23 protein-coding genes are annotated in these 23,957 nt (G+C 60.6%); 15 read left to right on the forward strand and 8 right to left on the reverse strand.

Features of this window, described 5'->3' with window-relative positions:
- Positions 1-140: 140 nt before the first annotated feature.
- The gene (locus CER19_RS18845) at positions 141-881 is read left to right on the forward strand and encodes a DUF599 domain-containing protein (RefSeq protein WP_116667535.1); all 741 of its coding nucleotides are present in this window, start codon (positions 141-143) and stop codon (positions 879-881) included.
- An 85-nt stretch (positions 882-966) separates the two neighbouring features.
- Here the strand turns inward: CER19_RS18845 and CER19_RS18850 are convergent, their stop codons facing one another.
- The gene (locus CER19_RS18850) at positions 967-1,233 is read right to left on the reverse strand and encodes a hypothetical protein (RefSeq protein ID WP_116667536.1); all 267 of its coding nucleotides are present in this window, start codon (positions 1,231-1,233) and stop codon (positions 967-969) included.
- A 156-nt stretch (positions 1,234-1,389) separates the two neighbouring features.
- Between CER19_RS18850 and CER19_RS18855 the strand changes: the two genes are divergently transcribed.
- The 4 genes from CER19_RS18855 (at position 1,390) to CER19_RS18870 (ending at position 5,238) form a co-directional block, all read left to right on the forward strand.
- Positions 1,390-1,866 (forward strand): PaaI family thioesterase, encoded by a 477-nt coding sequence (locus CER19_RS18855; RefSeq protein WP_116667537.1) that lies wholly within the window; start codon positions 1,390-1,392, stop codon positions 1,864-1,866.
- The gene (locus CER19_RS18860) at positions 1,863-2,315 is read left to right on the forward strand and encodes a PaaI family thioesterase (protein ID WP_116667538.1); all 453 of its coding nucleotides are present in this window, start codon (positions 1,863-1,865) and stop codon (positions 2,313-2,315) included. Before CER19_RS18855 ends, CER19_RS18860 begins: the two co-directional genes overlap by 4 nt.
- An 89-nt stretch (positions 2,316-2,404) precedes the next feature.
- Positions 2,405-4,309 carry a molecular chaperone HtpG gene (htpG, locus tag CER19_RS18865; protein WP_014717738.1) on the forward strand — a complete coding sequence of 635 codons (1,905 nt, stop codon included), beginning with the start codon at positions 2,405-2,407 and terminating at the stop codon, positions 4,307-4,309.
- A 200-nt stretch (positions 4,310-4,509) separates the two neighbouring features.
- A complete protein-coding gene (locus CER19_RS18870; RefSeq protein WP_057711597.1) occupies positions 4,510-5,238 on the forward strand; it encodes a dienelactone hydrolase family protein in 729 nt (242 codons plus the stop codon).
- 99 nt (positions 5,239-5,337) lie between these two features.
- Here the strand turns inward: CER19_RS18870 and CER19_RS18875 are convergent, their stop codons facing one another.
- Both CER19_RS18875 and CER19_RS18880 read right to left on the reverse strand, forming a co-directional pair.
- The gene (locus CER19_RS18875) at positions 5,338-6,204 is read right to left on the reverse strand and encodes a pirin family protein (RefSeq protein ID WP_116667539.1); all 867 of its coding nucleotides are present in this window, start codon (positions 6,202-6,204) and stop codon (positions 5,338-5,340) included.
- Between the two features lie 62 nt (positions 6,205-6,266).
- Positions 6,267-6,683: an OsmC family protein gene (locus CER19_RS18880; protein WP_116667540.1), complete on the reverse strand. Its 417-nt coding sequence runs from the start codon at positions 6,681-6,683 to the stop codon at positions 6,267-6,269.
- A gap of 139 nt (positions 6,684-6,822) precedes the next feature.
- On the opposite strand from CER19_RS18880, the gene CER19_RS18885 reads away from it, so the two are divergent.
- Together CER19_RS18885 and CER19_RS18890 are read left to right on the forward strand one after the other, a co-directional pair.
- Positions 6,823-7,845 carry an amidohydrolase family protein gene (locus CER19_RS18885; protein ID WP_116667541.1) on the forward strand — a complete coding sequence of 341 codons (1,023 nt, stop codon included), beginning with the start codon at positions 6,823-6,825 and terminating at the stop codon, positions 7,843-7,845.
- Between the two features lie 96 nt (positions 7,846-7,941).
- Positions 7,942-9,567: a methyl-accepting chemotaxis protein gene (locus tag CER19_RS18890; RefSeq protein WP_116667542.1), complete on the forward strand. Its 1,626-nt coding sequence runs from the start codon at positions 7,942-7,944 to the stop codon at positions 9,565-9,567.
- Between the two features lie 175 nt (positions 9,568-9,742).
- Here CER19_RS18890 and fabB read toward each other — a convergent pair whose 3' ends face one another.
- The 5 genes from fabB to CER19_RS18915 form a co-directional block, all read right to left on the reverse strand.
- Positions 9,743-10,963, reverse strand: coding sequence for a beta-ketoacyl-ACP synthase I (gene fabB / locus CER19_RS18895; RefSeq protein WP_003190033.1), 1,221 nt, complete (start codon positions 10,961-10,963; stop codon positions 9,743-9,745).
- 11 nt (positions 10,964-10,974) lie between these two features.
- Positions 10,975-11,490, reverse strand: a complete 516-nt coding sequence (gene fabA / locus CER19_RS18900; RefSeq protein WP_003210552.1) for a 3-hydroxyacyl-[acyl-carrier-protein] dehydratase FabA — start codon at positions 11,488-11,490, stop codon at positions 10,975-10,977.
- Between the two features lie 249 nt (positions 11,491-11,739).
- A complete protein-coding gene (locus CER19_RS18905; protein ID WP_116667543.1) occupies positions 11,740-13,641 on the reverse strand; it encodes an ATP-binding protein in 1,902 nt (633 codons plus the stop codon).
- A complete protein-coding gene (locus CER19_RS18910; RefSeq protein ID WP_116667544.1) occupies positions 13,638-14,567 on the reverse strand; it encodes an ABC transporter substrate-binding protein in 930 nt (309 codons plus the stop codon). Before CER19_RS18910 ends, CER19_RS18905 begins: the two co-directional genes overlap by 4 nt.
- Before the next feature lies 1 nt (position 14,568).
- Complete coding sequence (locus tag CER19_RS18915) at positions 14,569-16,689, reverse strand: TonB-dependent receptor plug domain-containing protein (RefSeq protein ID WP_371921553.1); 2,121 nt, start codon at positions 16,687-16,689, stop codon at positions 14,569-14,571.
- A 195-nt stretch (positions 16,690-16,884) separates the two neighbouring features.
- On the opposite strand from CER19_RS18915, the gene CER19_RS18920 reads away from it, so the two are divergent.
- The 8 genes from CER19_RS18920 to CER19_RS18960 all read left to right on the forward strand — a co-directional run bounded on the left by CER19_RS18920 (position 16,885) and on the right by CER19_RS18960 (position 23,912).
- Positions 16,885-17,910: an NAD(P)H-dependent glycerol-3-phosphate dehydrogenase gene (locus tag CER19_RS18920; protein ID WP_116667546.1), complete on the forward strand. Its 1,026-nt coding sequence runs from the start codon at positions 16,885-16,887 to the stop codon at positions 17,908-17,910.
- 10 nt (positions 17,911-17,920) lie between these two features.
- A complete protein-coding gene (locus CER19_RS18925) occupies positions 17,921-18,268 on the forward strand; it encodes a DUF4389 domain-containing protein (protein ID WP_116667547.1) in 348 nt (115 codons plus the stop codon).
- The gene (gene sixA, locus CER19_RS18930) at positions 18,265-18,714 is read left to right on the forward strand and encodes a phosphohistidine phosphatase SixA (protein WP_116667548.1); all 450 of its coding nucleotides are present in this window, start codon (positions 18,265-18,267) and stop codon (positions 18,712-18,714) included. The genes CER19_RS18925 and sixA overlap by 4 nt, the downstream gene beginning before the upstream one ends.
- 401 nt (positions 18,715-19,115) lie before the next feature.
- Positions 19,116-20,765: an AMP-binding protein gene (locus tag CER19_RS18940; RefSeq protein ID WP_116667550.1), complete on the forward strand. Its 1,650-nt coding sequence runs from the start codon at positions 19,116-19,118 to the stop codon at positions 20,763-20,765.
- Positions 20,766-20,795: 30 nt separating this feature from the next.
- On the forward strand, positions 20,796-21,239 hold the full coding sequence (locus CER19_RS18945; protein ID WP_116667551.1) for a hotdog fold thioesterase: 444 nt from the start codon (positions 20,796-20,798) through the stop codon (positions 21,237-21,239).
- Between the two features lie 97 nt (positions 21,240-21,336).
- Positions 21,337-22,140 carry an alpha/beta fold hydrolase gene (locus CER19_RS18950; protein WP_116667552.1) on the forward strand — a complete coding sequence of 268 codons (804 nt, stop codon included), beginning with the start codon at positions 21,337-21,339 and terminating at the stop codon, positions 22,138-22,140.
- Positions 22,137-22,991, forward strand: coding sequence for an alpha/beta hydrolase (locus CER19_RS18955; RefSeq protein ID WP_116667553.1), 855 nt, complete (start codon positions 22,137-22,139; stop codon positions 22,989-22,991). Before CER19_RS18950 ends, CER19_RS18955 begins: the two co-directional genes overlap by 4 nt.
- Positions 22,992-23,093: 102 nt before the next feature.
- Complete coding sequence (locus CER19_RS18960; RefSeq protein ID WP_116667554.1) at positions 23,094-23,912, forward strand: DUF4892 domain-containing protein; 819 nt, start codon at positions 23,094-23,096, stop codon at positions 23,910-23,912.
- Positions 23,913-23,957 lie beyond the last annotated feature (45 nt).

Here is a 23,957-nt window from a genome sequence, read left to right on the forward strand (position 1 = left end):
AGTTAGCGCGTATCGCCTTTTCGCTCATGAAAAATCAAAGCGAGTACCAATCAAAAGCGTTTTTTGGGGCTTCCCCCCAACCATAGAATCTCCCACATTTGGACCGTGTCGGCCTTATCATCCTGTGTACAAGGACCCGCATGTCGTTCGTTGAAGCCAATTGGATCCACCTGCTTGCCGCACTCTGGTTTGTTATCTGCTGGGGCGGCTACACCCGTTACGCAACGTGGAAAGCCCGGGACACGGCGTGCCTGGCCAGCGTATTGCACCTGTACCGTGAAGACTGGATGCGCCGCATGCTGTTGCGCGACAACCGTATCGCCGACGCCAGTGTGATCGGTAACCTGGAGCGCAATGCCTCGTTCTTTGCCTCCAGCACCTTGATCATCCTCGCCGGTATTCTCACCGTGCTGGGGGCTTCGGAACGCGCAGTGTCACTGCTGGCGGACATTCCCATGGTGCAGCAGGCATCCCAGGGCATGTCGGAGATCAAATTACTGTGCCTGGCACTGGTGTTCGTCTACGCCTTTTTTACCTTCAGTTGGTGCATGCGCCAGTACAACTTCGCGGCGGTGCTGGTGGGCTCGGCGCCCATGATCGGTGAGCGGCATGTGTCGGAGCAGGAGCGCAAGGCATTTGCTTTGCGGGCGGCACGAGTGATTTCGATGGCGGCCAACCAGTTCAACTTTGGCCTGCGCGCGTATTACTTCGGCATGACCATGCTGGCCTGGTTTGTCAGCCCCTGGTTGTTCATGTTGATGAGCAGCGGGGTGGTGTTGGTGCTGTACCGCCGCGAGTTCCATTCCGATGTATTGCAGGTGATGGTGTACACCCCGACCGATATGCCGGCAGTCGACGTTGTAAAAGAGGGCGCACAGTAGCGCTGCAAGCAAATCGCAGACAAAGAAAAGCCCGCTTTAATCAGCGGGCTTTCTTTTTGCTGCAATCCAGCTTTAAACCCTGCGATTACTGCTTGGCAGGGTCTGCAGGTGCGGCAGGTGCAGCAGGTGCAGCTTCTTTTACAGCAGCTTCGTTCGATTCGGTCTGAGCTTTGGCAGCTTCGGCGTTTTCTTTCGCAGCGTCGTTCACTTTATCCTGTGCTTTAGCCATATCTTGCTGAGCTTGCTCAGCATGTGCAGCAGCGTCTTGGGCTTTGTCTTCGGATTTCTTGTCGCAGGCAGCCAGACCGAGAGCAGCGGCCAGCATCATGGAAATAGCTAATGTCTTACGCATGGGGTGTTTCTCCTTATTGAAGATATCTACTGGCCTTTCGAACCCAAGGGGCCAGCATTAGTTCCTTATGTCTCACAGATATATAGCATGTTTCGTACAGGAACTTTACCCAGTCATTCCAATCCGCCGAATTCACACTAATAAGAGTCTAAAACAATGACCGAAAACCCGTTGTTAGAGCGTGCCATGCGCTTCGTTTCGGCCCTGCGCCATTGCCAGGTGCTGGGTGTGACGGTGCATGAAGCCAGCGAGGAGGGCATGACCCTCGTACTGCCTTATGGGCCGCATATCGTCGGTGACCCCCTGAGCGAGGTGATCCACGGCGGCGCGCTGACCTCATTGATGGACACCGCGTGCGGCATGGCGACCCTGTGCGTACTGCCCGAGTTCGAAGTGTGCCCCACCCTGGACCTGCGTATCGACTACATGCATCCCGCCGAACCCCATAAGCCGGTGTATGGCTTCGCGCAATGCTACCGGGTGACCACTGATGTGATCTTTACCCGTGGCGTTGCCTATCAGGATGACCCGCAACAACCTATCGCCCATGTGGTGGGCACGTTCATGCGCATGGGCAAGCGCCTCAAAGGCACGCAAGGGCTGGGCACTGTCATCAAGGGAGAGCAGGCATGACGCATCGGTTCAAGACCCGCCTGGAGCAAGCCCTTGATTGCGGCAACTACGACGCGCTGCTCGACCTTGTGCCCTATGCCAAGCTGATCGGCATCGAATGCACCCGCCTGGGGGATGAGTTGCTGTTTCGGCTGCCGGCCAACAAGGACAACATTGGTAACCCCATATTGCCGGCGCTGCATGGCGGAGTGATCGCCGGCTTCATGGAGCTGGCAGCCGCCATGCACCTGCTGGTGTTCACTGGCGCTCCGGGCCTGCCGAAAATCATCGACTTTTCCCTGGATTACCTGCGCGCCGGCCAGTTTCGGGACACCTATGCCAAGTGCCAGGTATGGCGCCAGGGCCGGCGCGTGGCCAACGTGGCGATTACCGCCTGGCAGAGCACCCCGGCCGAACCGATTGCCACTGGCCGGGCACATTTCAAAATTGAGGAATTGGCCTGCCCTTGAAATCCTGGTCTGAGCCCCCAACTTTGATGACAACCCGCCGCCAACCCTCAAGGGCGCGGCCACTGCCATCCAATTGGAGTTTGATGACCATGAGTGTGGAAACTCAAAAGGAAACCCTGGGCTTCCAGACCGAGGTGAAGCAACTGCTGCACCTCATGATCCATTCGCTGTATTCCAACAAGGAAATTTTCCTTCGCGAATTGATCTCGAACGCCTCTGACGCTGTCGATAAATTACGTTTCGAAGCCCTGTCCAAGCCTGAGTTGCTGGAAGGCGGCGCGGAACTGAAGATCCGTGTGAGCTACGACAAAGACGCCAAGACCGTCACCCTCGAAGACAACGGTATCGGCATGAGCCGTGACGATGCGATCACCCACCTGGGGACCATCGCCAAATCCGGCACCGCAGATTTCATGAAGAACCTGTCGGGCGACCAGAAAAAAGACTCTCACCTGATCGGCCAATTCGGCGTGGGCTTCTATTCGGCCTTCATCGTCGCCGACAAGGTTGAAGTATTCAGCCGCCGCGCCGGCCTTGACGCCAGCGAAGGCGTGCACTGGGCTTCCAAGGGCGAGGGCGAATTTGAAATCGCCACTATCGACAAGGCTGACCGTGGCACGCGCATCGTGCTGCACCTGAAAGCCGGTGAAGACGAATTCGCCGATGGCTGGCGCCTGCGCAACATCATCAAGAAGTACTCCGACCACATCGCGTTGCCGATCGAGTTGCCCAAGGAACAGACCGTTGCCGAAGGCGAAGAAGCCCCGGCGGTGGAGTGGGAAACCGTCAACCGCGCAAGCGCCCTGTGGACCCGTCCGCGTACCGAGATCAAGGACGAGGAATACCAGGAGTTCTACAAGCACATCGGCCACGACTACGAGAACCCGCTGAGCTGGAGCCACAACAAGGTTGAAGGCAAGCTCGAATACAGCTCGCTGCTCTACGTACCGGCCCGTGCTCCGTTCGACCTGTACCAGCGTGAAGCGCCAAAAGGCCTGAAGCTGTACGTGCAGCGTGTGTTCGTGATGGACCAGGCGGAATCCTTCCTGCCGCTGTACCTGCGCTTTATCAAAGGTGTGGTCGACTCCAACGACCTGTCGCTGAACGTGTCGCGGGAAATCCTGCAGAAAGATCCGATCATCGACTCCATGAAGTCGGCGCTGACCAAGCGCGTGCTCGACATGCTGGAAAAACTGGCGAAGAACGAGCCTGAGCAATACAAGAGCTTCTGGAAAAACTTCGGCCAGGTCATGAAAGAAGGCCCGGCAGAAGATTTTGCCAACAAGGAAAAAATCGCCGGTTTGCTGCGTTTTGCCTCGACTCAAGGCGAAGACGGCGAGCAGGTTGTATCCCTGGCTGACTACCTGGCACGTGCCAAGGAAGGTCAGGACAAGATCTACTACCTGACCGGCGAAACCTACGCTCAGGTCAAGAACAGCCCGCACCTGGAAGTCTTCCGCAAGAAAGGCATCGAAGTGCTGCTGCTGACCGACCGTATCGATGAGTGGCTGATGAGCTACCTCACCGAGTTCGACGGCAAAACCTTTGTCGACGTGGCCCGTGGTGACCTGGACCTGGGGAACCTGGACTCCGAAGAAGAGAAGAAAGAAGCCGAAGAAGTCGCCAAGTCCAAAGAGGGCCTGGTTGAGCGCATCAAGGCTTCCTTGGGCGAAGCGGTCAGTGAGGTGCGGGTATCCCATCGCCTGACCGATTCCCCGGCGATCCTGGCCATCGGCGAGCAAGACCTGGGCATGCAGATGCGCCAGATCCTCGAAGCCAGCGGCCAGAAAGTGCCGGATTCCAAGCCGATCTTCGAATTCAACCCGTCTCACCCGCTGATCGAGAAACTCGATGGCGAGCAGAGCGAAGAGCGGTTTGGCGACCTGTCGCACATCCTCTTCGACCAGGCCGCCCTGGCAGCCGGCGACAGCTTGAAGGACCCGGCCGCGTATGTGCGCCGACTGAACAAGCTGTTGGTTGAATTGTCGGTTTAACACCGTTGTAGAAAAACCCGCTTCGGCGGGTTTTTTCGTTCTGGCTCTATTGTAGGAGCGAGCTTGCTCGCGAAGAACGTCAACGATAACGCGCAAATGCTGAATGAACGCGGTGATCTCACGTTTTTCGCGAGCAAGAACTAGGCGTCCCCCTCGCTCCTACAGGGAGCATCGTCAATCCATCTAAATTGGGGAAAATGATGAGCCAAGTCACTGTACGTTCCGTGGTCTATCAGATTGATGGCCAGTCTTATGAAAGCCGTCTGGCGTTCGATGCCAGCCACAAGGGCCCGTTGCCGGGACTGCTGATGGCGCCGAACTGGATGGGCGTGAGTGCGGGGGCTGAAGAGATCGCGAAGGCCGTTGCCGGCAAAGGCTACGTGGTGTTGATTGCCGACCTCTACGGGCAAAACGTACGTCCTTCAAATGGCGATGAAGCGGGCGCGGCGATGATGCCGTTGAAGAATGATCGCCCACTGCTGAACAAGCGTATGCAAGCCGCCTTCGAGCAACTGCAAGGCCAGACTGAAGCAGCTGTGGACACGTCGAAACTGGCCACCTTTGGCTTCTGCTTTGGCGGTTGCTGTTCCCTGGAACTGGCCCGTACCGGCGCGCCGCTGAAGGCTGCCGTGTCGTTCCACGGCACCCTGGATACGCCGAACCCTGCAGACGCGAAGAACATCAAGGGGTCAGTGCTGGTGCTGCATGGCGCCTCTGACCCGTTGGTGCCCAAAGAGCAACTGCCGGCATTCGAAGATGAAATGAACGCGGCGGGTGTGGATTGGCAGTTGCTCAGCTACGGCGGCGCGGTGCATTCCTTCACCGACCCCCATGCCAATGTGCCAGGCAAGATGATGTACGACGCCAAGACCGCTGCACGGGCTTTCCAGTCGATGCATAACTTGTTGGATGAAGTGTTCAAGGGCTGATTTCTCAGCGCCTGATCGGACGCCATCGCAGGCAAGCCAGCTCCTACATTCTAAAATGTGTATACCCATCAAATGTGGGAGCTGGCTTGCCTGCGATAGCTATTTCACCGGCAACTCGATTCTTTCTGACTCCCCCGGCACAGTGGGCCAATCCCCAGCCGCCCAACGCTGTCTCGCCTGCTCGATCACCGCCGGATCGCTCGCCACAAAATTCCAGTTGATCCGCCGTGGCCCATCCAGCGGCGCCCCGCCAAACACCATCAGGTGGCAATCACTCTCGGCATACAGGGTCAGCTCCTGCCCAGTCGGCAATACCACCAAGCTGTTGACCTCCAGGGCTTCACCGTCCAATTGCGCCTCACCCTCCAGCACATACACCGCACGTTCCTCATGTTCATCCGGAATCAGCAGGGTAGTGGCGGTTTGCATCTGTACCTCGGCATACAGCGTCGGCGATAGCACCGGCACCGGTGATCTGAGGCAAAAACCATCACCGGCGATCAAACGCACCTGCACGCCGAGGTTATCGCTTATCGGCAAGCTCGCCGCGGGGTGATGGCTGTAGTGTCCCGGCCCGGTCTCGTGGTCCTTGGGCGAGGCCAGCCACACCTGCAGGCCATGCAGGTTGAAACCCCTGGCCTTGACCGCTTCAGGTGTGCGCTCGACGTGGGCAATCGCACTGCCGGCGGTCATCCAGCTGACATCGCCGGCTTGCACAACCTGGTCCGAGCCAAGGCTGTCCTTATGCTGCAAGACGCCTTCAAACAGGTAGGTGAGGGTGGAGAGGCCGATGTGGGGATGCTGGCGGATATTCATGCCGGTACCCGGTGCGTAGCGGGTCGCCAACATATGGTCGAAAAACACAAAGGGCCCGACGCTGCGGCATTCACGCGAGGGCAGGGGCCGCAGGATAGGCTGGCCTTCTACATCTTCGGGGCGAGGGCGAATCACGGTGAGAGTGGTCATGGGCATCCCAGTCTGAGCGGGTTAGATGCTATGAAGCATAACCCGCTCGATGGGAGGTTGGGCTATTGGCTGAAGGCGCCTTCCGACAATTTCGTTTCGATAGTGACTTCGGCGGTGGTCATCAGCTTGTGTACCGGGCACTTATCAGCGACGCGGTGCAGTTCATCGCGCTGGGCGTCGGTGAGCACGCCCTTGAGGGTCAGCTCGACATTGAGCTTGTATTTACCCTTTTGCTCCTCGGCGCTGTCGTGGGTGACCTCCACGGTCACGCCGGTCAGCGGGATATCTTTTTTCTGCGCGTAGAGCCTCACGGTCAAGGCTTTGCAAGACGCCAGCGCAGCATCGAAATAATCGTGGGGGGAGGGCGCTGAATCGTCACCGCCCAGGCTCTTGGGCAGGTCGGTAAACAGCTCGTGATTATTGATATTCACACTGTGACGGAAGTTTTCAGCGTTCAGCGTATTAACGGTAACAGGCATGGCAAACCTCGTAAGGGCGCAGGATGAAGGTCATGCAGTTATAGAGCATGCTGGCACTCCAGTGTTCCGGTTTTTTCCGTGCTGAACCCTGAAGGCTGGCGCAAGGTCTACCCGTATCAGTCCTTATTGAGGTTTTACCGTGTCTGGAGCCCGCCTGAGTCTTGCCTTGTTGCTCGCCGCCAGCAGCCTTGCCGTGCAGGCTCGTGACTATGCCTACAGCGACGCGCACCTGCATTACGTGGATTTTTTCCAGGAAACCGCCGGCATGGACAAGCTGCTCAAGGCCATGGCGGACAACCGTATTGAGCACGTCATGATTTCCGGGATTCCCGTGGCCAAGAAATGGCACGAAGACGAGCCCAAGCGCCCGCGCTATTACGCCGGTGACGACGCTGATGCCTATTGGTACAGCGCCACGGATGTGATCGTCGCGGCGGCGGTCAATAAACTGTCCCCCGAGCAACGCCAGCACTTTCATCCGTTCCTCGCCGGTTTCAATCCCAACGACAAGAACTCCGCCGCCCACATCCAGCGCATGCTCGACCTCAACCCAGGGCTGTGGCAGGGCATCGGTGAAGTGTTTACCCGCCACGATGACCTCACCGCCCTGACCTCCGGCGACACGCCCCGTGCCAATAACGAAGCCATGACGCGCATCTACCACCTGGCGGCCGAAAACGACCTGCCGGTGATGCTGCATTCCAACATCACCTCTAAACGTGAGCGCAACCCACTGTACCTGGCGGAAGTCGAGCAGCCGTTACGCAACCACCCGCACACGCGTTTTATCTGGGCCCATGCCGGTACCAGTAAGGAAATCCACCGTCATCAGGTGCAAATGGATTTTTTGCTGCCCACCTTGGCGCGCCTGCTTGAGGCTTACCCCAACCTGTATATCGACCTGTCCTGGAGCATGCTCACGCCGTATCTGCTGGACGACGCCGGCAAGCCACGGCCGCAATGGGTGGCGTTGGTGGAGCGCTTCCCGGATCGCTTCATGCTGGGTTCCGATGTTGTGGGACGCTTTAATAAGTTGGGCAAAGAGATGCGCCGTTTCGATCCTTTCCTCGATGCGTTGCCCGAAGACGTTGCCCACAAGGTCGCGCGCGACAATTTCCTGGCCATCCTGCCCAAGCCGCCTCGCGATGGCGACGCGCGTTGATATCGCGTTTTGGTCTTATGCCAATGACCTGAGGTGCCGATAACGTCCAAGAGACCCGCTGCAGGTGGATGCAGTACTTTTGGAAGGAACCCTGGCATGAATATCCGCAGTTTGAATATCGCCCCTCGCGCCGGTCTGGGCTTTGGTGTGCTGGCGTTGATGGTGTTCGTCTTGGGCGGCTTTGCCCTGTTGCAGATGGCCAATATGCGCCAGCAGTCGGACCAGGTGGAGACCAACTGGCTGCCCAGCGTGATGGCGGTGGGAGAGATGAACCAGGACGTGTTGCGTATTCGGGCGCTGACGTTGCGCTTGCTGGTCAATCGCGACCCCCAGGCGGTGGCGCAGAACGAGCAGAAAATCGCCGAGATCAAAACCGGTTTGCACCACGCTGAAGGCGTGTACGAGGCGTTGATCGTCTTGCCTGAAGAGCGCGTGCTGTTTGATCGCTTCAAGGTCGAGGAGCAACAGTACCTGCAACGCCAGGAGCAGGTGGTGGGCTTATCCAAGGCCAATCGGCTGGAGGAGGCCATTGCGGTGGTCAATGGCGAAATGAATCAGATGGCCGACCAGATGGCCGTGACGTTGCGTGAGTTGGTCAATCTGAACAAGTCCAGCGCCAACGAGGCCGCCCGGCTGGCACAACACGTGTTCAGCCAGTCGCGGGTCTGGGTGATGGTCATGATTGGCGTCACGGCGTTGATCACGATCGGCCTGGCCGTGTGGCTGACGCGTAGCATCGTGCTACCGCTGGCGCAATCGTTGAAAGTAGCCCAGGGCGTTGCCAGCGGCGATTTAACTGGCGAGATCAAGCTCAGTGGCAGCGACGAGCCGGCGCGCTTGCAGCAGGCGCTCAAGCGCATGCAGGAGAGCTTGCGCGACACTATCCGGCGCATATCAGAATCGTCGAACCAATTGGCGTCGGCTTCCGAAGAGCTCAGTTGCGTCACCGAGGATGCGACCCGTGGTTTGCACCAGCAGAACCAGGAAATCGAACAGGCGGCCACGGCGGTCAATCAAATGACGGTGGCGGTGGAGGAGGTGGCGAGCAATGCTGTGGCCACTTCCCAGGCGTCTCGCGAATCCGACCGCATTGCCCAGCAAGGGCGTGAACAGGTGCAGCAGACGGTGCTGTCGATTGAAGCCCTGGCACCCGATGTGACCGCCAATGCGACCCAGGTCGAGGAGCTGGCGCAAAAGGTCTATGGCATCAGCACGGTGCTGGATGTGATTCGCTCGATTGCCGAGCAAACCAACCTGCTGGCACTGAACGCGGCGATTGAGGCGGCGCGAGCGGGGGATGCCGGGCGCGGGTTTGCGGTGGTAGCCGATGAGGTGCGGGCCTTGGCCCATCGCACGCAACAGTCCACCCAGGAAATCGAGCAGATGATCAGCGGGATTCAACAGGGCACCGACCAGGCTGTCAGTTCGATGCAGCAGAGCAATACGCGGGCGCGCTCCACACTGGATATCGCCAAATCGGCGGGCATGGCCCTGGAAGAGATTGCCTCGGCATTCACCTTGATCAACGAACGCAATTTGGTCATTGCCAGTGCCTCGGAGCAGCAGGCGGCGGTGGCTCGGGAGGTGGATCGTAACCTGATGAATATCCGCGACCTGGCGCACCAGACATCGACCGGGGCCAACCAGACCAGTGCAGCGAGCCAGGAGTTGTCGCGGTTGGCGGTGGATTTGAATTCGATGGTGGCGCGGTTTTCGGTGTAGGGCGGGGGGCCGAGTTGGCCCATTCGCAGGCAAGCCAGCTCCCACCTTTGACTGTATTCACAATTCAAAGGTGGGAGCTGGCTTGCCTGCGATGAAGGCGGCGCGGTTTCAAATCAAAGCGCAAAAAAAAGCCCCGAACCAGTCGGGGCTTTTTCATGTGATCAACCTGCGGGGCTTACTTGCCCTGCCAGCGCTTCAGTACCAGGGTGGCATTGGTGCCACCGAAGCCAAAGCTGTTGCTCATCACGGTATCGATCTTGGCGTTTTCAACGGTCTTGGTCAGGATCGGCATATCAGCCACAACCGGATCAATCTCGTCGATGTTGGCCGAGCCGGCCATGAAGTTGCCTTCCATCATCAGCAGGCAGTAGATCGCTTCGTGAACGCCAGCGGCGCCCAGGGAGTGACCCGACAGGCTCTTGGTGGAGCTGATCTTCGGAGCCTTGTCGCCGAATACCGCACGCACACCTTCCATTTCCTTGGCATCGCCGACCGGGGTCGAGGTGCCGTGGGTGTTCAGGTAGTCGATTGGGGTGTCGACGGTGGACATTGCCATCTGCATGCAGCGGATGGCGCCTTCACCGCTTGGCGCAACCATGTCGTAGCCGTCGGACGTGGCGCCGTAGCCAACGATTTCCGCGTAGATCTTGGCGCCACGGGCCAGAGCGTGTTCCAGCTCTTCAACCACGACCATGCCGCCACCGCCGGCGATGACGAAACCGTCACGCTTGGCGTCGTAGGCGCGGGAGGCTTTTTCCGGGGTTTCGTTGTACTGGGTGGACAACGCACCCATGGCGTCGAACAGGAACGACTGGCTCCAATGCTCTTCTTCACCGCCGCCGGCGAATACGATGTCCTGCTTGCCCAGCTGGATCTGCTCAACGGCAGTCCCGATGCAGTGGGCGCTGGTGGCGCACGCGGAGGAGATCGAGTAGTTCACGCCCTTGATCTGGAATGGCGTAGCCAGGCAGGCGGAAACGGTGCTGCCCATGGTCCGCGTGACACGGTACGGGCCAACGCGCTTCACGCCTTTTTCGCGCAGGATGTCCAGCGCTTCCATCTGGTTGAGGGTCGATGCGCCGCCGGAGCCGGCGATCAGGCCGGTGCGTACGTTCGAAACCTGGTCTTCGCTCAGGCCGGAGTCGGCGATCGCGTCTTTCATGGCCAGGTAGGCGTAGGCAGCAGCGTGGCCGACGAAGCGATAGATCTTGCGATCGATCAGTTCTTCGAGGGGCAGGTCAATGGAGCCGGAAACCTGGCTACGCAGACCCATTTCGGCATATTCCGGGTTGAAGCGGATGCCAGGGCGACTTGCACGCAGGTTAGCGGTGACGGTCTCTTTGTCATTGCCCAGGCAAGAAACGATGCCCAGACCAGTGATAACGACGCGGCGCATGCGGATAACCCTTAAAAGTTGTCAGTGGAAGTGAATACGCCGACCCGAAGGCCTTCGGCAGTATAGATCTCGCGACCGTCGACAGTCACCGAACCGTCGGCGATGGCCAGGTTCAGCTTGCCCTTGAGGACGCGCTTGATTTGAATGTTGTAGGTGACTTTCTTGGCGGTCGGCAGGACTTGGCCAAAAAACTTCACTTCGCCCGAACCCAGAGCGCGACCGCGGCCCGGCAGGCCTTGCCAGCCCAGGTAGAAACCGACCAACTGCCACATGGCATCAAGGCCCAGGCAGCCTGGCATCACAGGGTCACCTTCGAAGTGGCAAGCGAAGAACCACAGGTCAGGGGTGATATCCAGCTCGGCGACCAATTCACCTTTGCCGTACTTGCCACCTTCTTCGCTGATATGGGTGATGCGATCCACCATCAGCATGTTCGGGGCGGGCAGTTGCGCGTTACCTGGGCCGAACAGCTCACCGCGACTGCAGCGCAGCAGGTCTTCCCGAGTAAAGGCGTTTTGTTTGGTCATGCGAGCTCCTCAATAATCCCATGCGGCTGGGTTGGGCAAATCTTCCCGAACCGAATGAAGCGTTCATGCCTCATAGCGGCAGCCTACACATAGACTATTGCGTTGTAGTGAAAGTCACAGCGGCAAGGCACTGAATGTACACTTGTTCACTGAAATTTTAAACCGGGCCTGTTTATCGGCCCGTTCGGGTGCCTAAGACTGCCGCACTTTCGTCTTTCACGCCAGTCGCAGTTGGCTGATGGCGCGGCGCTACTGCACCCAGCGTTGCAGGATTTGCTGCAAATCCGTGCGTTTGAACGGCTTGGCCAGGTAATCGTTCATTCCGGCTGCCAGGCACGCTTCGCGGTCGCCCTGCAAGGCGTTGGCCGTCAGGGCGATGATCGGCAGATCGGCGCAGCCGGGCAGTTGGCGAATCTGTCGCGTGGCTTCGTAGCCGTCAATCAAGGGCAGCCGGCAATCCATCAGGATGGCGGTGAAAATCAAGCTCTCGGCGCTTCGGATCGCCTCGGCGCCGTCCGTGGCCAGGCTGACTTCGAAGCCCAGGCTGCGCAGCATCGCTTCGACCACGGTGCGGTTAACCGGGTTGTCTTCCACCAGCAGCACATGGCGGCCATCGCCGGCGCTGGCTTTGCCAGGCGCGTCGGGAGCGGCGGCCGCCATCTGTTGTTGGTCGATGGCCAGCGGAATCTCCATGGTGAACACCGAGCCTCGACCTTCTTCGCTCTGGGCGCGCAAGGTGCCCCCCATGCGTTCGGCCAGGGTGCGCGCAATCGGCAGGCCCAGCCCCGTGCCACCGTAACGCCTGGAAATGGAGCTGTCGGCCTGCTGGAAGGCATCGAACATCAAATCCAGGCGTTCGGCGGAAATACCGATACCGCTGTCGCGCACGGTGCAGGTGAACCACACCAACTCATGGTCCAGGGTTTGCCAGTGGGGCTCGACGGTCACGCTGCCATGTTCGGTAAATTTCAATGCATTGCCGATCAGGTTCACCAGAATCTGGCGGATCCGCGTCGGGTCGCCGCGCACCCGCAGGGCCTCCAGGCCCATGGGGATGGGCAACTCCAGGCTCAGCCCGCGCTGCTGGGCACTGTGCTGGAACGCCTGGGCGCAGCTGTTGATCAGGTCCGCCAGGTTGAACGGAATATGTTCCAGTTCCAGTGCGGCGCGTTCAATGCGTGAGAAGTCGAGGATGTCATTGATCACCTTGAGCAAGTGCTCGGTAGACTCCGAAGCCAGCGCCGCATACTCGGTCTGCTCCTCGGTCATCTCGGTGGTTTCCAGCAGTTGCAGCATGCCCAGCACGCCATTCATGGGTGTGCGCAGTTCATGGCTCATCATCGCCAGGAAATCCGACTTGGCATTGTTCGCCCGCTCGGCTTCTTCACGGGTCTGGATCAACTGGGCTATGGCTTGTTGCTGTTCGCGACTGGCCTGGTGAAGGCCCTCGGCCAGGTTGTTGATATGCCGCGAGAGGTCACCCAGTTCCGAGTCATCGACGATCGGCAGTGGCGTCTTGTAATCGCCTTGCTGGATGGCCTTGACCGCATGCCCCATGGCGCTGATCGGCTTTGACAGGCTCGCCGACAAGCGCCGCGCCAGCAGGAAGGTAAACAGCAGGGCGAACAACGCCAGGATCCCGGCCTTGAACAGGATCTCCTGCTGGCGCTGGCTGAACGCATCATTGGACATGCCCACGATCACCCGCCCCAGGTAGTCCGCGCGGGGGGCCTTGGGTTCGTTGAGGTTGTCCTGGAAAAAGTCATTGTTGAGCTGGATGTGTTGCAGGCGGATCGGTGCCTGGAACACCTTCACTGACAGCGAGCGATCATGTCGCTCGGACGGCTGCTCCACGTACACCAGGATGTTCTCGGCGCTGTCCTGGATCTCGAGGAAGCGTACATGGGGCGTGGCCAGGGTTGCACGCAGCAGGGATTCAAGCACGTCGTTGTTGCCGGAAATCACGCCGTACTCAGTGGCGGGCGCCAGCTGGTTGGCGATCAATTGACCGGTGTGGTCCAGTTCCTGGCGCAAATCCTGGATGCGCACGAAGGTGAAGAAGGTGATGAGCAGCAGGGTCAACAGCAGCGCGGGGCCCAGGGTAATGAGCTGGGTGCGGGTGTTGATATCCCAACGACGACGCAAGGTCATGGGCGTTGTTCTCCTTCGGCCAAGCGGGCGGCAACGGCGACTTCATCGACCTGTTCGATGCCCAGTGAGCGTGCGACTTGCGGGTTGCCCACGACTTTGAAGTGTTCAGGGTAGAGCGTGTGCGGCCAATTGGCCGGCGGCTGGTCCAGCAGGTGGCCCAGCACGGCGAGCCAGTCGGCCTGATCGCTGTAGGTGCTGGCCAGGCTGCCGGCCCGCACAAAACCCGCATTGGGCCCCACCAACGGCAGTTGTTGGGCGTAACTGCTCAGCAACAGGTTTTTTACGGTCTTGGGGTTGTACAGGTTCGGGTCGTCCAGGCCCAGTAGCACGTCGCTGTTCTTGAACAGGTTTTGCAGCGGGCGGCTGTCACTGGTGTTGTCCCAGAGCTGGGGCACGATTTCCAGGCCGATGGGCTTGGCGGCCTGCATCAGTTCGCGCAGCAGGAACTCACTGCCGGCATCGTAAAGCACGCCAACGCGCTGGGCCTGGGGCAGGATATGGGCGATCAGGCGCAACTGACGTTCCAGCGGCGGGTCGCTCCAGAGCAGGCTGATTTTCGCCGGGTGCGTGTTGCCCAGGCGTTGCCGGGCCTGGAGACGGCTGATGCGCAGCACCAGAGCGGGCGGCCCCTGGGCATCCTGCAGGCGCCAGTCGAGGCCGGGCAGGTCGAGGAGGATCAAACGGGTGCTGGCGGGCAAGTCCCTTGGCGCCGGCAACTCGTTGAGGGGGGTAAAGCTGACCTGGTCGTTGGGGCGCTGTTGGGCAAGGGCCTGGGTAAAGGCGCGCACACCGGCACCGTCCTCGGCGGCCGTGAGCAGGATGCTGGCACTCCAGGCCGGCGCTGCCAGCAGCAGGCACGCCAGCAGCAGGCCGCGGCGCCACAATCGTGAAACCAGCAAGCGTGTCATCCGTGACTGATCGGCCATGTCAGAAGTCCAGCTCGGCGCTGAAGTAGAGAGCGTGGCGATGGTCGTAGTTGTTGTCCGCCCAGGTGGTGGGTTGGTTATCCAGGCGTTGTTGCAACATGCCCGCCAGCTCCACATTGGTTTTGCCTACGGCAATGCGCTTGGCCACCCGCAGGTCGACCCGCTGGAAGCGATATTGGTTGAGTGCGTCGTCGCCATAGTAGAACAAGGCGCTGGACCAACCCTGGCCCCATTCACGCAGCCAACCGGCCGAGCCGCTGTTACGCGCGGTTTGCGCTTTGTCCAGCGGGTTGCTGGAGGTGGCGTCTACATAAGCATAGGTCAGGCGCAGGCGGTCGGCGTTACTCACGCGCCAGTCGAACTGTGACTCTGCACCGGTGAAGCGCGAGCTGTTGGCGTTGCTGGCGATGTATTGGTTGTTGCGCAGCGGCGAACTGATCATGTCGGTGATTTCGTCATAGAACAGCTTCACGTCGACATTCAGCCCCAGCTCGGCAAAGAAGCCGTTGTAGCCCAGCTCGCGTGAGCGCATCAACTCTTTGTCGAGGTTGCCGGGGCCGCGCGTCACGACAAAATATTGCCCGGCGTTTTGCCCGTAGGTGGGGGAGCTGAGATTGGTGACACGGTAGCTCCAATTGACGTTGTTCTCGAACATGTCCGGCGAGCGGATCGCCTCGGAGTAAATCGCGCGCAAGCCGTGGCGTGGGTTGATCAGGTAATTGACCGCCACACGCGGCGTCAGCGAGTTGCCGCTCAGGTGCGTGTCTTCGTACATGGCGCCACCTTGCAGTAGCCAGTGTTCGCTGGCGCGCCATTCCAGATGCCCGAACAGACGCCACGTGGTGTCGTCCAGGGTGCCATTGAAGTAGGTCTCGGAGTCGGCGCGGTCGTAGCGGTAATTCATGCCGCTGACCAGGCGCAGGCTGTCGGAGAGGCTGAGCGTGTCCTGAATCTCCACGTCGTAGCGGCTTTCACGGGCGCTCTGGTCGATATCACCGCAAACGCTCTGGTTGGCGCCGTTGCGCCACTGGCCCAGCACCTGATTGGCCAAGGCCTGTTCGGCGGCGCTGCCGGGTGGTGCGGAGCCTTGGCTGTAGATGTCCATGTGCCGCGCCAGCAGTTCGGCATAGTTGGGGTTGAGCTGCCATAGCTGGGTCAGCTCCGGGCTGAACGAGACCTTGGCGTCACAGGCTTTCCAGATTTGCTTGCGGTCCCATTGCTGTGCCGAGCCCTGGATATACAGGCTGTGGTCGGGGTTGAAGTCGAAGTTCCAGCGCAGGGAGCCCGCATAGTCTTTGGCGGTGGCGTCGGAATTGCTACCGCCTTCGGTAATCCCGGCAAACACCGGGGTGTAGGTATAAGGGCGCTGGTTCGTGCCTTCCTTGACGTTCAGTTGCCAATCGAGGCTTTGTTGCGCATTCAAGGTCTGGCTCACCGCCAGGCTGAAACGGTTGAGACGGCGCCCGTCACGGCGGTCGGCGCCGGCCGCGTCGCTGTCAAAACCATCGTCCTGTTGCCCGGACAGGGACAAGCGCAAATCGCCGGTCTCCCAGCCCACACCCTGGCTGGCATAGAAGTCATTGATGCCGCGTTCGCCACGGATGACCTTCATCCGTGAGCCCTGGCTGTTGGCCGGTGAGCGGGTGAGGATATTCACCACCGCCATCAATGCATTGGCACCGTAGCTGACGGTGTTGGGGCCGCGAAAGACCTCGATGCGCTCGATATCCTCCATGGCCACCGGGATATCGCTCCAGTCCACCGTGGCCAGGCCGGCGCGGTAGACCGAGCGCCCGTCGATCAACACCTGCATGCGCCGGGCATCACTGGCGCTGGTGCCGTGGTAGTTCACCGAGGCCTGGTTGCCGCTGGTGTAGCCGACCATCATCCCGGGAACCAGCCGCAGCAGTTCCGAGATGTCCCGGGCGCCACTGGCCTTGATCAGCTCGCTGTCGATTACCGTCATGCTGCCGGGCACGGCGGCGGCCGATTGCTTGAGGCGCGTGGCGGTCAAGACCTGGGGCAGCGGCTGGCTGTCGAGGAACAGGTCGTCGGCCTGTGCGCAGGTAGCGCACACCAGCATCAATAACAGTGATGAGCGAGGAGGAGGGCCCAGATACACGGCACGGCCTTGTTAATTGCGGATAGCCGACCATGTTAACCGAGGCGCGGCTATTTGCCAGTCGTCGGACTTGCATTTACTTCGCACACCCGTTGCATTTTCTGACAAGCCCGCGAATTGATAGGGGGGCTGGCCGCAAGCCGGGCGCCCCGTATAATGCCGCCATCGCCACTGGTATGGATTAACGGATTGCATATGACTGAACAGCGCCCTATTGCGGTCCTGGGAGGCGGAAGTTTTGGTACCGCCGTGGCTAACCTGCTGGCCGAGAACGGCCACGCGGTGCGTCAGTGGATGCGCGACCCCGAGCAGGCCGAAGCCATTCGCGTGCATCGCGAAAACCCCCGTTACCTTAAAGGTATCAAGATTCATCCTGCCGTCGAACCGGTGACCGACCTGCTGGAAACCCTCACGGCTTGCGACCTGTGCTTCGTCGCGCTGCCTTCCAGCGCCTTGCGCTCGGTATTGGCGCCCCACGCCGAACGCCTGGCTGGCAAGTTGTTGGTCAGCCTGACCAAGGGCATCGAAGCCCACACCTTCAAGTTGATGAGTGAAATCCTCACCGAAATCGCCCCCCAGGCGCGCATTGGCGTGCTGTCCGGGCCGAACCTGGCGCGGGAAGTCGCCGAGCACGCGTTGACCGCCACCGTCGTCGCCAGTGAAGACGAGGCCTTGTGCGAGCGCGTCCAGGCGGTGCTGCATGGCCGTACCTTCCGGGTCTACGCCAGCGCCGATCGCTTCGGCGTCGAATTGGGCGGGGCCTTGAAAAACGTCTACGCGATCATCGCCGGCATGGCCGTGGCACTGGGCATGGGCGAAAACACCAAGAGCATGCTGATCACCCGTGCCCTGGCCGAGATGACGCGTTTTGCGGTGAACCAGGGCGCCAACCCCATGACCTTCCTCGGCCTGGCGGGCGTGGGTGACTTGATCGTCACCTGCTCATCGCCTAAAAGCCGCAACTATCAGGTCGGATTTGCCTTGGGCCAAGGGCTGAGCCTGGAGGAGGCGGTGACGCGCCTGGGTGAAGTGGCCGAAGGGGTCAACACCCTCAAGGTCTTGAAAGCCAAGGCCCAGGAAGTGGGCGTGTACATGCCGCTGGTCGCCGGGTTGCACGCGATCCTGTTCGAAGGGCGCACCTTGAACCAGGTCATCGAGTTACTGATGCGGGCTGAGCCCAAGACCGATGTCGACTTTATTTCCACCAGTGGTTTCAACTGAGGAACGCGTCATGAACGATCCCAAAGCTGCCCCTCCATACGAGTCGATTGTCTTGCGCATCTTGTGGATGCTGGTGTTTGCGCTGGTGTGGCAGGGGGCGCAATTGCTGCTCGGTGCGCTGGTGGTGGTGCAATTGATTTACCGGCTGATCTACGGTGCGCCGAACCTGGGCCTGATGAATTTTGGCGACCGCCTCAGCCAGTTCCTGGCGCAGATCGGCCGCTTCGGCAGCTTCCACACCGAACAAAAGCCCTGGCCGTTCGCCGATTGGCCAACCCCACGCGCTCCCGAAGGCGAAGCGGCCCACAGCGTACCGCCGGCACCGCACCCGGTGCGTGATGAAGAGCCGAAGCTATGAAGGTATGGATTCTGCGTCACGGTGAGGCCCAAGCGCACGCCCCCACGGACGCCGAGCGCAACCTCACCGAGCACGGGCGCGCCGAAGTGGTGCGCAGTGCTGCGCACCTGATTGGCCAGCCCTTGGGCGCCATCATTGCCAGCCCTTATGTACGAGCGCAGCAGACGGCGCAGCTGGTGCGCGATGTGCTGGGGTTCCAGCCCGAAATCCGTACGGTGCCGTGGCTGACGCCTGATGGGGATGTTCAGCGAGTGCTGGAGAAACTCGACACCGATGACGATGTGCTGTTGGTCAGCCACCAACCGTTGGTGGGCAGCCTGATCAGTTTTTTGCAGCATGGGCATCAGCGCCAGCCAGAGCCGATGTACACGGCCAGTTTGGCGCAACTTGAAGGTGACTTTCCGTTGGCGGGCTTGATGAGCCTGGTGGATGTGAAGAATCCCTAGGCATCGTGCGACGCTGAACGTGCTCCCGCGACGGCCGCCAACCTATGCCGCGCCGCGATCCAACAGTGGGAGCTGGCTTGCCTGCGATGGCGGCCTGCCAGCCGATGCTTATCTACCTGACACCCCACGATCCCACTGTGTGCGGGCTTGCTCGCGAAGGCGGCCTCACAGTCGAAACCGTTATACCGAGTACATATCCATTCCTGCGGTAACGGCCACTTAGGGTTCCGGCCAGCGTGGTTTGATGGGGCGCCTGAGATCAAGATCAAAAGCAGATCAAGATCAAGAGCGGCTCGCTTCGCATCGTGGTTAGCGGCAGGCCGTTTCCTTCTCCTGTGCTATACAGTCAACCAAGCAAGTGCTTGGTTGGCTGTATCTCGGATCACAAAGGAGCGCGTCCCATGCCTGTCGCTTTTCGTTTGCCGTTGCAGGTCTTCTTCGAGCGTGAGGCGCGGCACCCGCGCAAAGTCTTCCTCGTTCAGCCCATCGGCGGCGGTGAGGTGCAGGCCCTCACCTGGGGCGAGGTCGGCCACCAGGCTCGTTGCGCCGCGCACTGGCTGCGCGCGCGGGAGTTGCCCCAGGGTTCGCACATTGCGTTGATTTCAAAAAACTGCGCCCACTGGATCATCGCCGACCTGGCTATCTGGATGGCCGGGCATGTGTCGGTGCCGCTTTATCCCAACCTCACCGCCGAGTCCGTCGCCCATGTGCTGACCCATTCGCAGGCGGCATTGGCGCTGATCGGCAAGCTCGATGACTGGTCGGCGATGGCGCCTGGCATTCCTGCGGGCGTGCCGACTATCAGCCTGCCGCTGTGTCCTGACGGGGCTTTCGATTTCAGTTGGGCAAACCTGCAAGCCTGCTCGCCGATCCAGGACAACCCGCTACCGGCTGCCGACAGCCTGGCTACCATCATCTACACCTCCGGCACGACCGGCCTGCCCAAGGGGGTGATGCACAGTTTCGGCGCTTTGGGGTTTGCTGCCACGCGCGGTACTGAGTTGTTTGGCCTGGGGGAGGATGACCGGTTGCTGTCGTACCTGCCGCTGTGCCATGTGGCAGAGCGAATGTTTGTGGAAATGGCTTCGATCTATACCGGGCAAACCGTTTTTTTTGCTGAGAGCCTGGAGACCTTCCTGACCGATTTGCGCAGGGCGCGGCCGACGGCCTTGTTTGGCGTGCCGCGCATCTGGACCAAATTCCAACTGGGCGTCTACGCCAAAATGCCGGAAAAAAGGCTCGATATGCTGTTAAGCCTGCCGTTTATCGGCAAGCGCGTCGGCCATAAAGTCCTCGCCGGTCTGGGGCTGGATGCGTTGCGCATCGCCCTGTCCGGCGCTGCGCCGGTGCCCGAGGCGTTGCTGCGTTGGTATCGGCGCCTGGGCCTGGATGTGCTGGAGGTGTATGGCATGACCGAAAACTGCGGCTATTCCCATGTGTGTCGCCCAGGCGGGCAAACGCTCGGTTGGATCGGTCAGCCCTGCCCAGGTGTGCAGGTGCGTATCGATCCGTCAGGCGAAGTGCAGGTACACAGTGGCGCGACCATGTTGGGCTACTTCAAGGATCCGCAGAAAACCGCGGATACGCTCACCGCGGATGGCTTCCTGCGTACCGGTGACAAGGGTGAGCAGGACGCTGACGGTCGCCTGCGCCTGACCGGGCGCCTCAAGGAAATCTTCAAGACCAGCAAAGGCAAATACGTGGCCCCGGCACCGATTGAAAACCGCCTGGCCGAACATGCACGTATTGAACAGGTGTGTGTGGTCGGCGAGGGGCTCAGCGCGCCGATAGGGCTGTGCGTATTGTCGGCGCCGGGCGAGGACCGCCACGCCCTTGGCAGTGGCCTTGAGCGCTGGCTGGCACAGGTGAATGCTGACCTGGACAAGCATGAGCGCATGGGGCAATTGGTGGTGGTGAAAGACCACTGGGCGGTGGAAAACGGCTTTCTCACGCCGACCTTGAAGATCAAGCGCAACGTGATCGAGTCGACGTACGGGTCACAATTGCAAGCATGGAGCGCGCGCGCCGAAACCGTTCTGTGGCAGGATTAGGGCCGTAATAAAACCAACAAGGACAACCGTATGAGCCTGTGGCGTACCCAACCGAATATCGAACATCTCAACGCGATCCAGAAAAACACCATCGGTGAAATGCTGGATATTCGTTTCGAAAGCTTCGACGACGAAACCCTTACCGCCAGTATGGCGGTCGACCACCGCACCCATCAGCCCTACGGCCTGCTGCACGGCGGCGCCTCGGTGGTGCTGGCCGAAAGTGTCGGCTCCATGGCCGCCTATTTGTGCATTGATGCAAGCAAGTTCTATTGCGTGGGCCTGGAGGTCAACGCCAACCATCTGCGCGGTGTGCGCAGCGGTCGGGTGACGGCGGTGGCCAAGGCTATCCATATCGGGCGCACCACCCAGGTGTGGGACATCCGCCTGAGCAGCGACGAGGGCAAGGCCAGTTGTGTCTCGCGCCTGACCATGGCCGTGGTGCCGCTGGGTGAACAACCGCCGGCGCGATAGGCGTGGCGTGAGTGTCATCATTCCTGGCAGTTACAGTCATTGCTGTAGGGGCCGGGCATGGTGACAATCCCCCTCTGTTTTTGTTGATGGAACCTGTATGCCGCAGCATGTTTTTTTTACCCACGCCAATGGCTTCCCTTCGGCCACCTACGGCAAGCTGTTTGCCGCCCTGGCCCCGGAATATGCGGTGGCACATCTGCCGCAGCACGGTCACGACCCCAGGTTCCCCGTAGATGACAACTGGCAGAACCTGGTGGACGAGCTGATCCACCATCTGGAGCAGCAGCCAGAACCGGTGTGGGGCGTGGGCCATTCCCTGGGAGGCGTGCTGCATTTGCACGCCGCCATGCGCTGCCCGCACCTGTACCGGGGCGTGGTGATGCTGGATTCGCCGGTGCTCACCCGCGCAGACCGCTGGGTGATCCGCGCTGCCAAGCGCTTTGGTTTTATCGACCGCCTCACCCCGGCTGGGCGCACGCTTGGCCGGCGCGAAGAATTCACCGACCTGGACAGCGCGCGCAGCTATTTCGCCGGCAAGACCCTGTTCCGTGGCTTCGACCCCGATTGCTTTGACGCGTACCTGCAACATGGCCTGCAGCAAGTGGGCGATCGCCTGCGCCTGCGGTTCGACCCAGCCACCGAAATCAGCATCTATCGCGGCGTGCCCCACACCAGCCCGGGCCAGGTGCGCCAGTTGAAGGTGCCGCTGGCTGTGGTGCGTGGTCGCCAGAGCCGGGTGGTGATGCGTCACCATGCCAGCGGTGTCGACCGCTTGCCCATGGGCGAAATGCTCACCATGCCCGGCGGCCATATGTTCCCCCTTGAGCGCCCCCAGGACACCGCTGCCTTGATCAAAAACCTGTTCGCCCGCTGGCAGGCCCGTGAGCGCAGTTGCGCATGAGTGCGCCTGTCGAGGAGGTGCGCCTGAGCCTGCCGCATATCGAACTGGCTGCGCATCTGTTCGGGCCCGAGGATGGGCTGCCGGTGATTGCTTTGCATGGCTGGCTGGACAACGCCAACAGCTTTGCGCGCCTGGCGCCCAAGTTGCGCGGGTTGCGCATCGTCGCCCTGGACATGGCGGGGCATGGGCATTCGGCGCACCGCCCGGCTGGCGCCGGTTATGCCTTGTGGGATTACGTCTACGACGTGCTGCAGGTGGCCGAGCAACTGGGCTGGAAACGTTTTGCATTACTTGGCCACTCCCTGGGCGCCATAGTCTCTCTGGTGTTGGCCGGGGCCTTGCCGGAGCGGGTGACACACCTGGGCCTGATTGACGGCGTAATCCCACCGACCGCCAGCGGCGAGAACGCGGCCGAGCGCCTGGGCATGGCGTTGCAGGCGCAATTGAGCCTGCAGGACAAGCGCAAACCCGTCTACAACAGCCTTGATCGGGCGGTCGAGGCGCGGATGAAAGGCGTGGTGGCAGTCAGTCGTGAGGCGGCGCAACTCCTGGCCCAGCGCGGTTTGATGCCGGTACCGGGCGGTTACACCTGGCGCAGCGATAGCCGCTTGACCCTGGCGTCGCCGATGCGCCTGACCGATGAACAGGCCATGGCGTTCGTGCGAAGGGTCGAATGCCCTACGCAGTTGGTGGTCGCGGCTGACGGCATGCTGGCGAAACATTCCGAATTGCTTTCTCAGCTACCCTTCACGGTTACCACGCTGCCAGGCGGCCATCATTTACACCTGAATGACGAGCCCGGCGCGGCTCTTGTTGCAGACTGTTTCAATCGGTTCTTCTCCACGCCTTGACTTGGCGGGGTCAACTGCCGAGGCTGGGCGGATTGAAAGGGAGTCAACCATGAACACACTCAATATCGCTGTGACCACCATTGGCCAGGGCTCACTGATCCGATGAGCCTGGGTAAAGGATGTATCCGTGCCCTTGGCCTTTGCTGTTTCAGCCCCCTGGTATTTGCCGCCGATCTGCCCGGCAGCCAGGATTTACCGGCGGTAGCCCGCCAGGTTGATGCGCAAATCGTTGATTACCGCCCCGCTGAAGACAAGGAACGCATCTACCCCATGGGCGCGATCCGCAAGATCAGCGGCCAGTTGCGCTACGAAGGCCAGGCCATCGCACGCGGCCCAGCCACTGCAATCACCTATGAACTGCCCGCCGAACACAGCTCCAGCGCCGCCTTTACCGCAACGCGCGAAGCCTTGCAGGCCAAGGGCGCGCAGTTGTTGTTCTGGTGCAAGGCCCGGGATTGTGGCGAAAGCAGCCTGTGGGCCAACGAGGTGTTTGGTAACGCCAAGCTAGTGGGCGCCGATGGCCAACAGGAATACCTGTTGCTTCGCCTGGCCGCCCCGCAGGACAACTCACTGGTCGCGCTGTACGGCATTACCCGCGGTAACCGTCGCGCCTACCTGCATGTGGAGCAACTCGACGCCAGCGCGCCTTTGGGCAACCTGCTGCCCACCTCGGCCACCTTGCTGCGTGAGCTCAAAAGCACTGGCGAGCTGGATTTTCCCGCGCTGGGCGCCGAGCCTGACGACACCTGGCTGACCTTGATATCCCGTGCCTTGAACCTCGACACCACCCTGCGCGTCAGCCTGAGCGGGCCGCACACCGAGGCTTGGCGCCAAGCGCTGGTGGAGAAGGGCGTGCGCACCGCCCGTCTGGAAACCGGCACCGGTGAAACCCAAGGACTGCATCTGCATCTGATACGCTAAGCACCACAGGGCGAACGGACCCGCGCCGTTCGCCTAAGCTCTCTT

Origin of the sequence: Pseudomonas sp. GL93, from assembly GCF_003408955.1 — a bacterium.
In the GTDB taxonomy this organism is placed as follows: domain Bacteria; phylum Pseudomonadota; class Gammaproteobacteria; order Pseudomonadales; family Pseudomonadaceae; genus Aquipseudomonas; species Aquipseudomonas paracarnis.

Excerpts from the sequence above, each read along its gene's own strand:
- CER19_RS18955 (WP_116667553.1), top strand. The coding sequence starts at position 22,137 with ATGAGTGCGCCTGTCGAGGAGGTGCGCCTGAGCCTGCCGCATATCGAA.
- CER19_RS18845 (WP_116667535.1), top strand. The coding sequence starts at position 141 with ATGTCGTTCGTTGAAGCCAATTGGATCCACCTGCTTGCCGCACTCTGG.
- CER19_RS18875 (WP_116667539.1), bottom strand. The coding sequence starts at position 6,204 with ATGACCACTCTCACCGTGATTCGCCCTCGCCCCGAAGATGTAGAAGGC.
- CER19_RS18940 (WP_116667550.1), top strand. The coding sequence starts at position 19,116 with ATGCCTGTCGCTTTTCGTTTGCCGTTGCAGGTCTTCTTCGAGCGTGAG.
- CER19_RS18890 (WP_116667542.1), top strand. The coding sequence starts at position 7,942 with ATGAATATCCGCAGTTTGAATATCGCCCCTCGCGCCGGTCTGGGCTTT.
- CER19_RS18870 (WP_057711597.1), top strand. The coding sequence starts at position 4,510 with ATGAGCCAAGTCACTGTACGTTCCGTGGTCTATCAGATTGATGGCCAG.
- CER19_RS18855 (WP_116667537.1), top strand. The coding sequence starts at position 1,390 with ATGACCGAAAACCCGTTGTTAGAGCGTGCCATGCGCTTCGTTTCGGCC.
- CER19_RS18905 (WP_116667543.1), bottom strand. The coding sequence starts at position 13,641 with ATGACCTTGCGTCGTCGTTGGGATATCAACACCCGCACCCAGCTCATT.
- sixA (WP_116667548.1), top strand. The coding sequence starts at position 18,265 with ATGAAGGTATGGATTCTGCGTCACGGTGAGGCCCAAGCGCACGCCCCC.
- CER19_RS18945 (WP_116667551.1), top strand. The coding sequence starts at position 20,796 with ATGAGCCTGTGGCGTACCCAACCGAATATCGAACATCTCAACGCGATC.
- fabB (WP_003190033.1), bottom strand. The coding sequence starts at position 10,963 with ATGCGCCGCGTCGTTATCACTGGTCTGGGCATCGTTTCTTGCCTGGGC.
- CER19_RS18910 (WP_116667544.1), bottom strand. The coding sequence starts at position 14,567 with ATGGCCGATCAGTCACGGATGACACGCTTGCTGGTTTCACGATTGTGG.
- CER19_RS18925 (WP_116667547.1), top strand. The coding sequence starts at position 17,921 with ATGAACGATCCCAAAGCTGCCCCTCCATACGAGTCGATTGTCTTGCGC.
- htpG (WP_014717738.1), top strand. The coding sequence starts at position 2,405 with ATGAGTGTGGAAACTCAAAAGGAAACCCTGGGCTTCCAGACCGAGGTG.
- CER19_RS18880 (WP_116667540.1), bottom strand. The coding sequence starts at position 6,683 with ATGCCTGTTACCGTTAATACGCTGAACGCTGAAAACTTCCGTCACAGT.
- CER19_RS18950 (WP_116667552.1), top strand. The coding sequence starts at position 21,337 with ATGCCGCAGCATGTTTTTTTTACCCACGCCAATGGCTTCCCTTCGGCC.
- CER19_RS18860 (WP_116667538.1), top strand. The coding sequence starts at position 1,863 with ATGACGCATCGGTTCAAGACCCGCCTGGAGCAAGCCCTTGATTGCGGC.
- CER19_RS18960 (WP_116667554.1), top strand. The coding sequence starts at position 23,094 with ATGAGCCTGGGTAAAGGATGTATCCGTGCCCTTGGCCTTTGCTGTTTC.
- fabA (WP_003210552.1), bottom strand. The coding sequence starts at position 11,490 with ATGACCAAACAAAACGCCTTTACTCGGGAAGACCTGCTGCGCTGCAGT.
- CER19_RS18920 (WP_116667546.1), top strand. The coding sequence starts at position 16,885 with ATGACTGAACAGCGCCCTATTGCGGTCCTGGGAGGCGGAAGTTTTGGT.
- CER19_RS18850 (WP_116667536.1), bottom strand. The coding sequence starts at position 1,233 with ATGCGTAAGACATTAGCTATTTCCATGATGCTGGCCGCTGCTCTCGGT.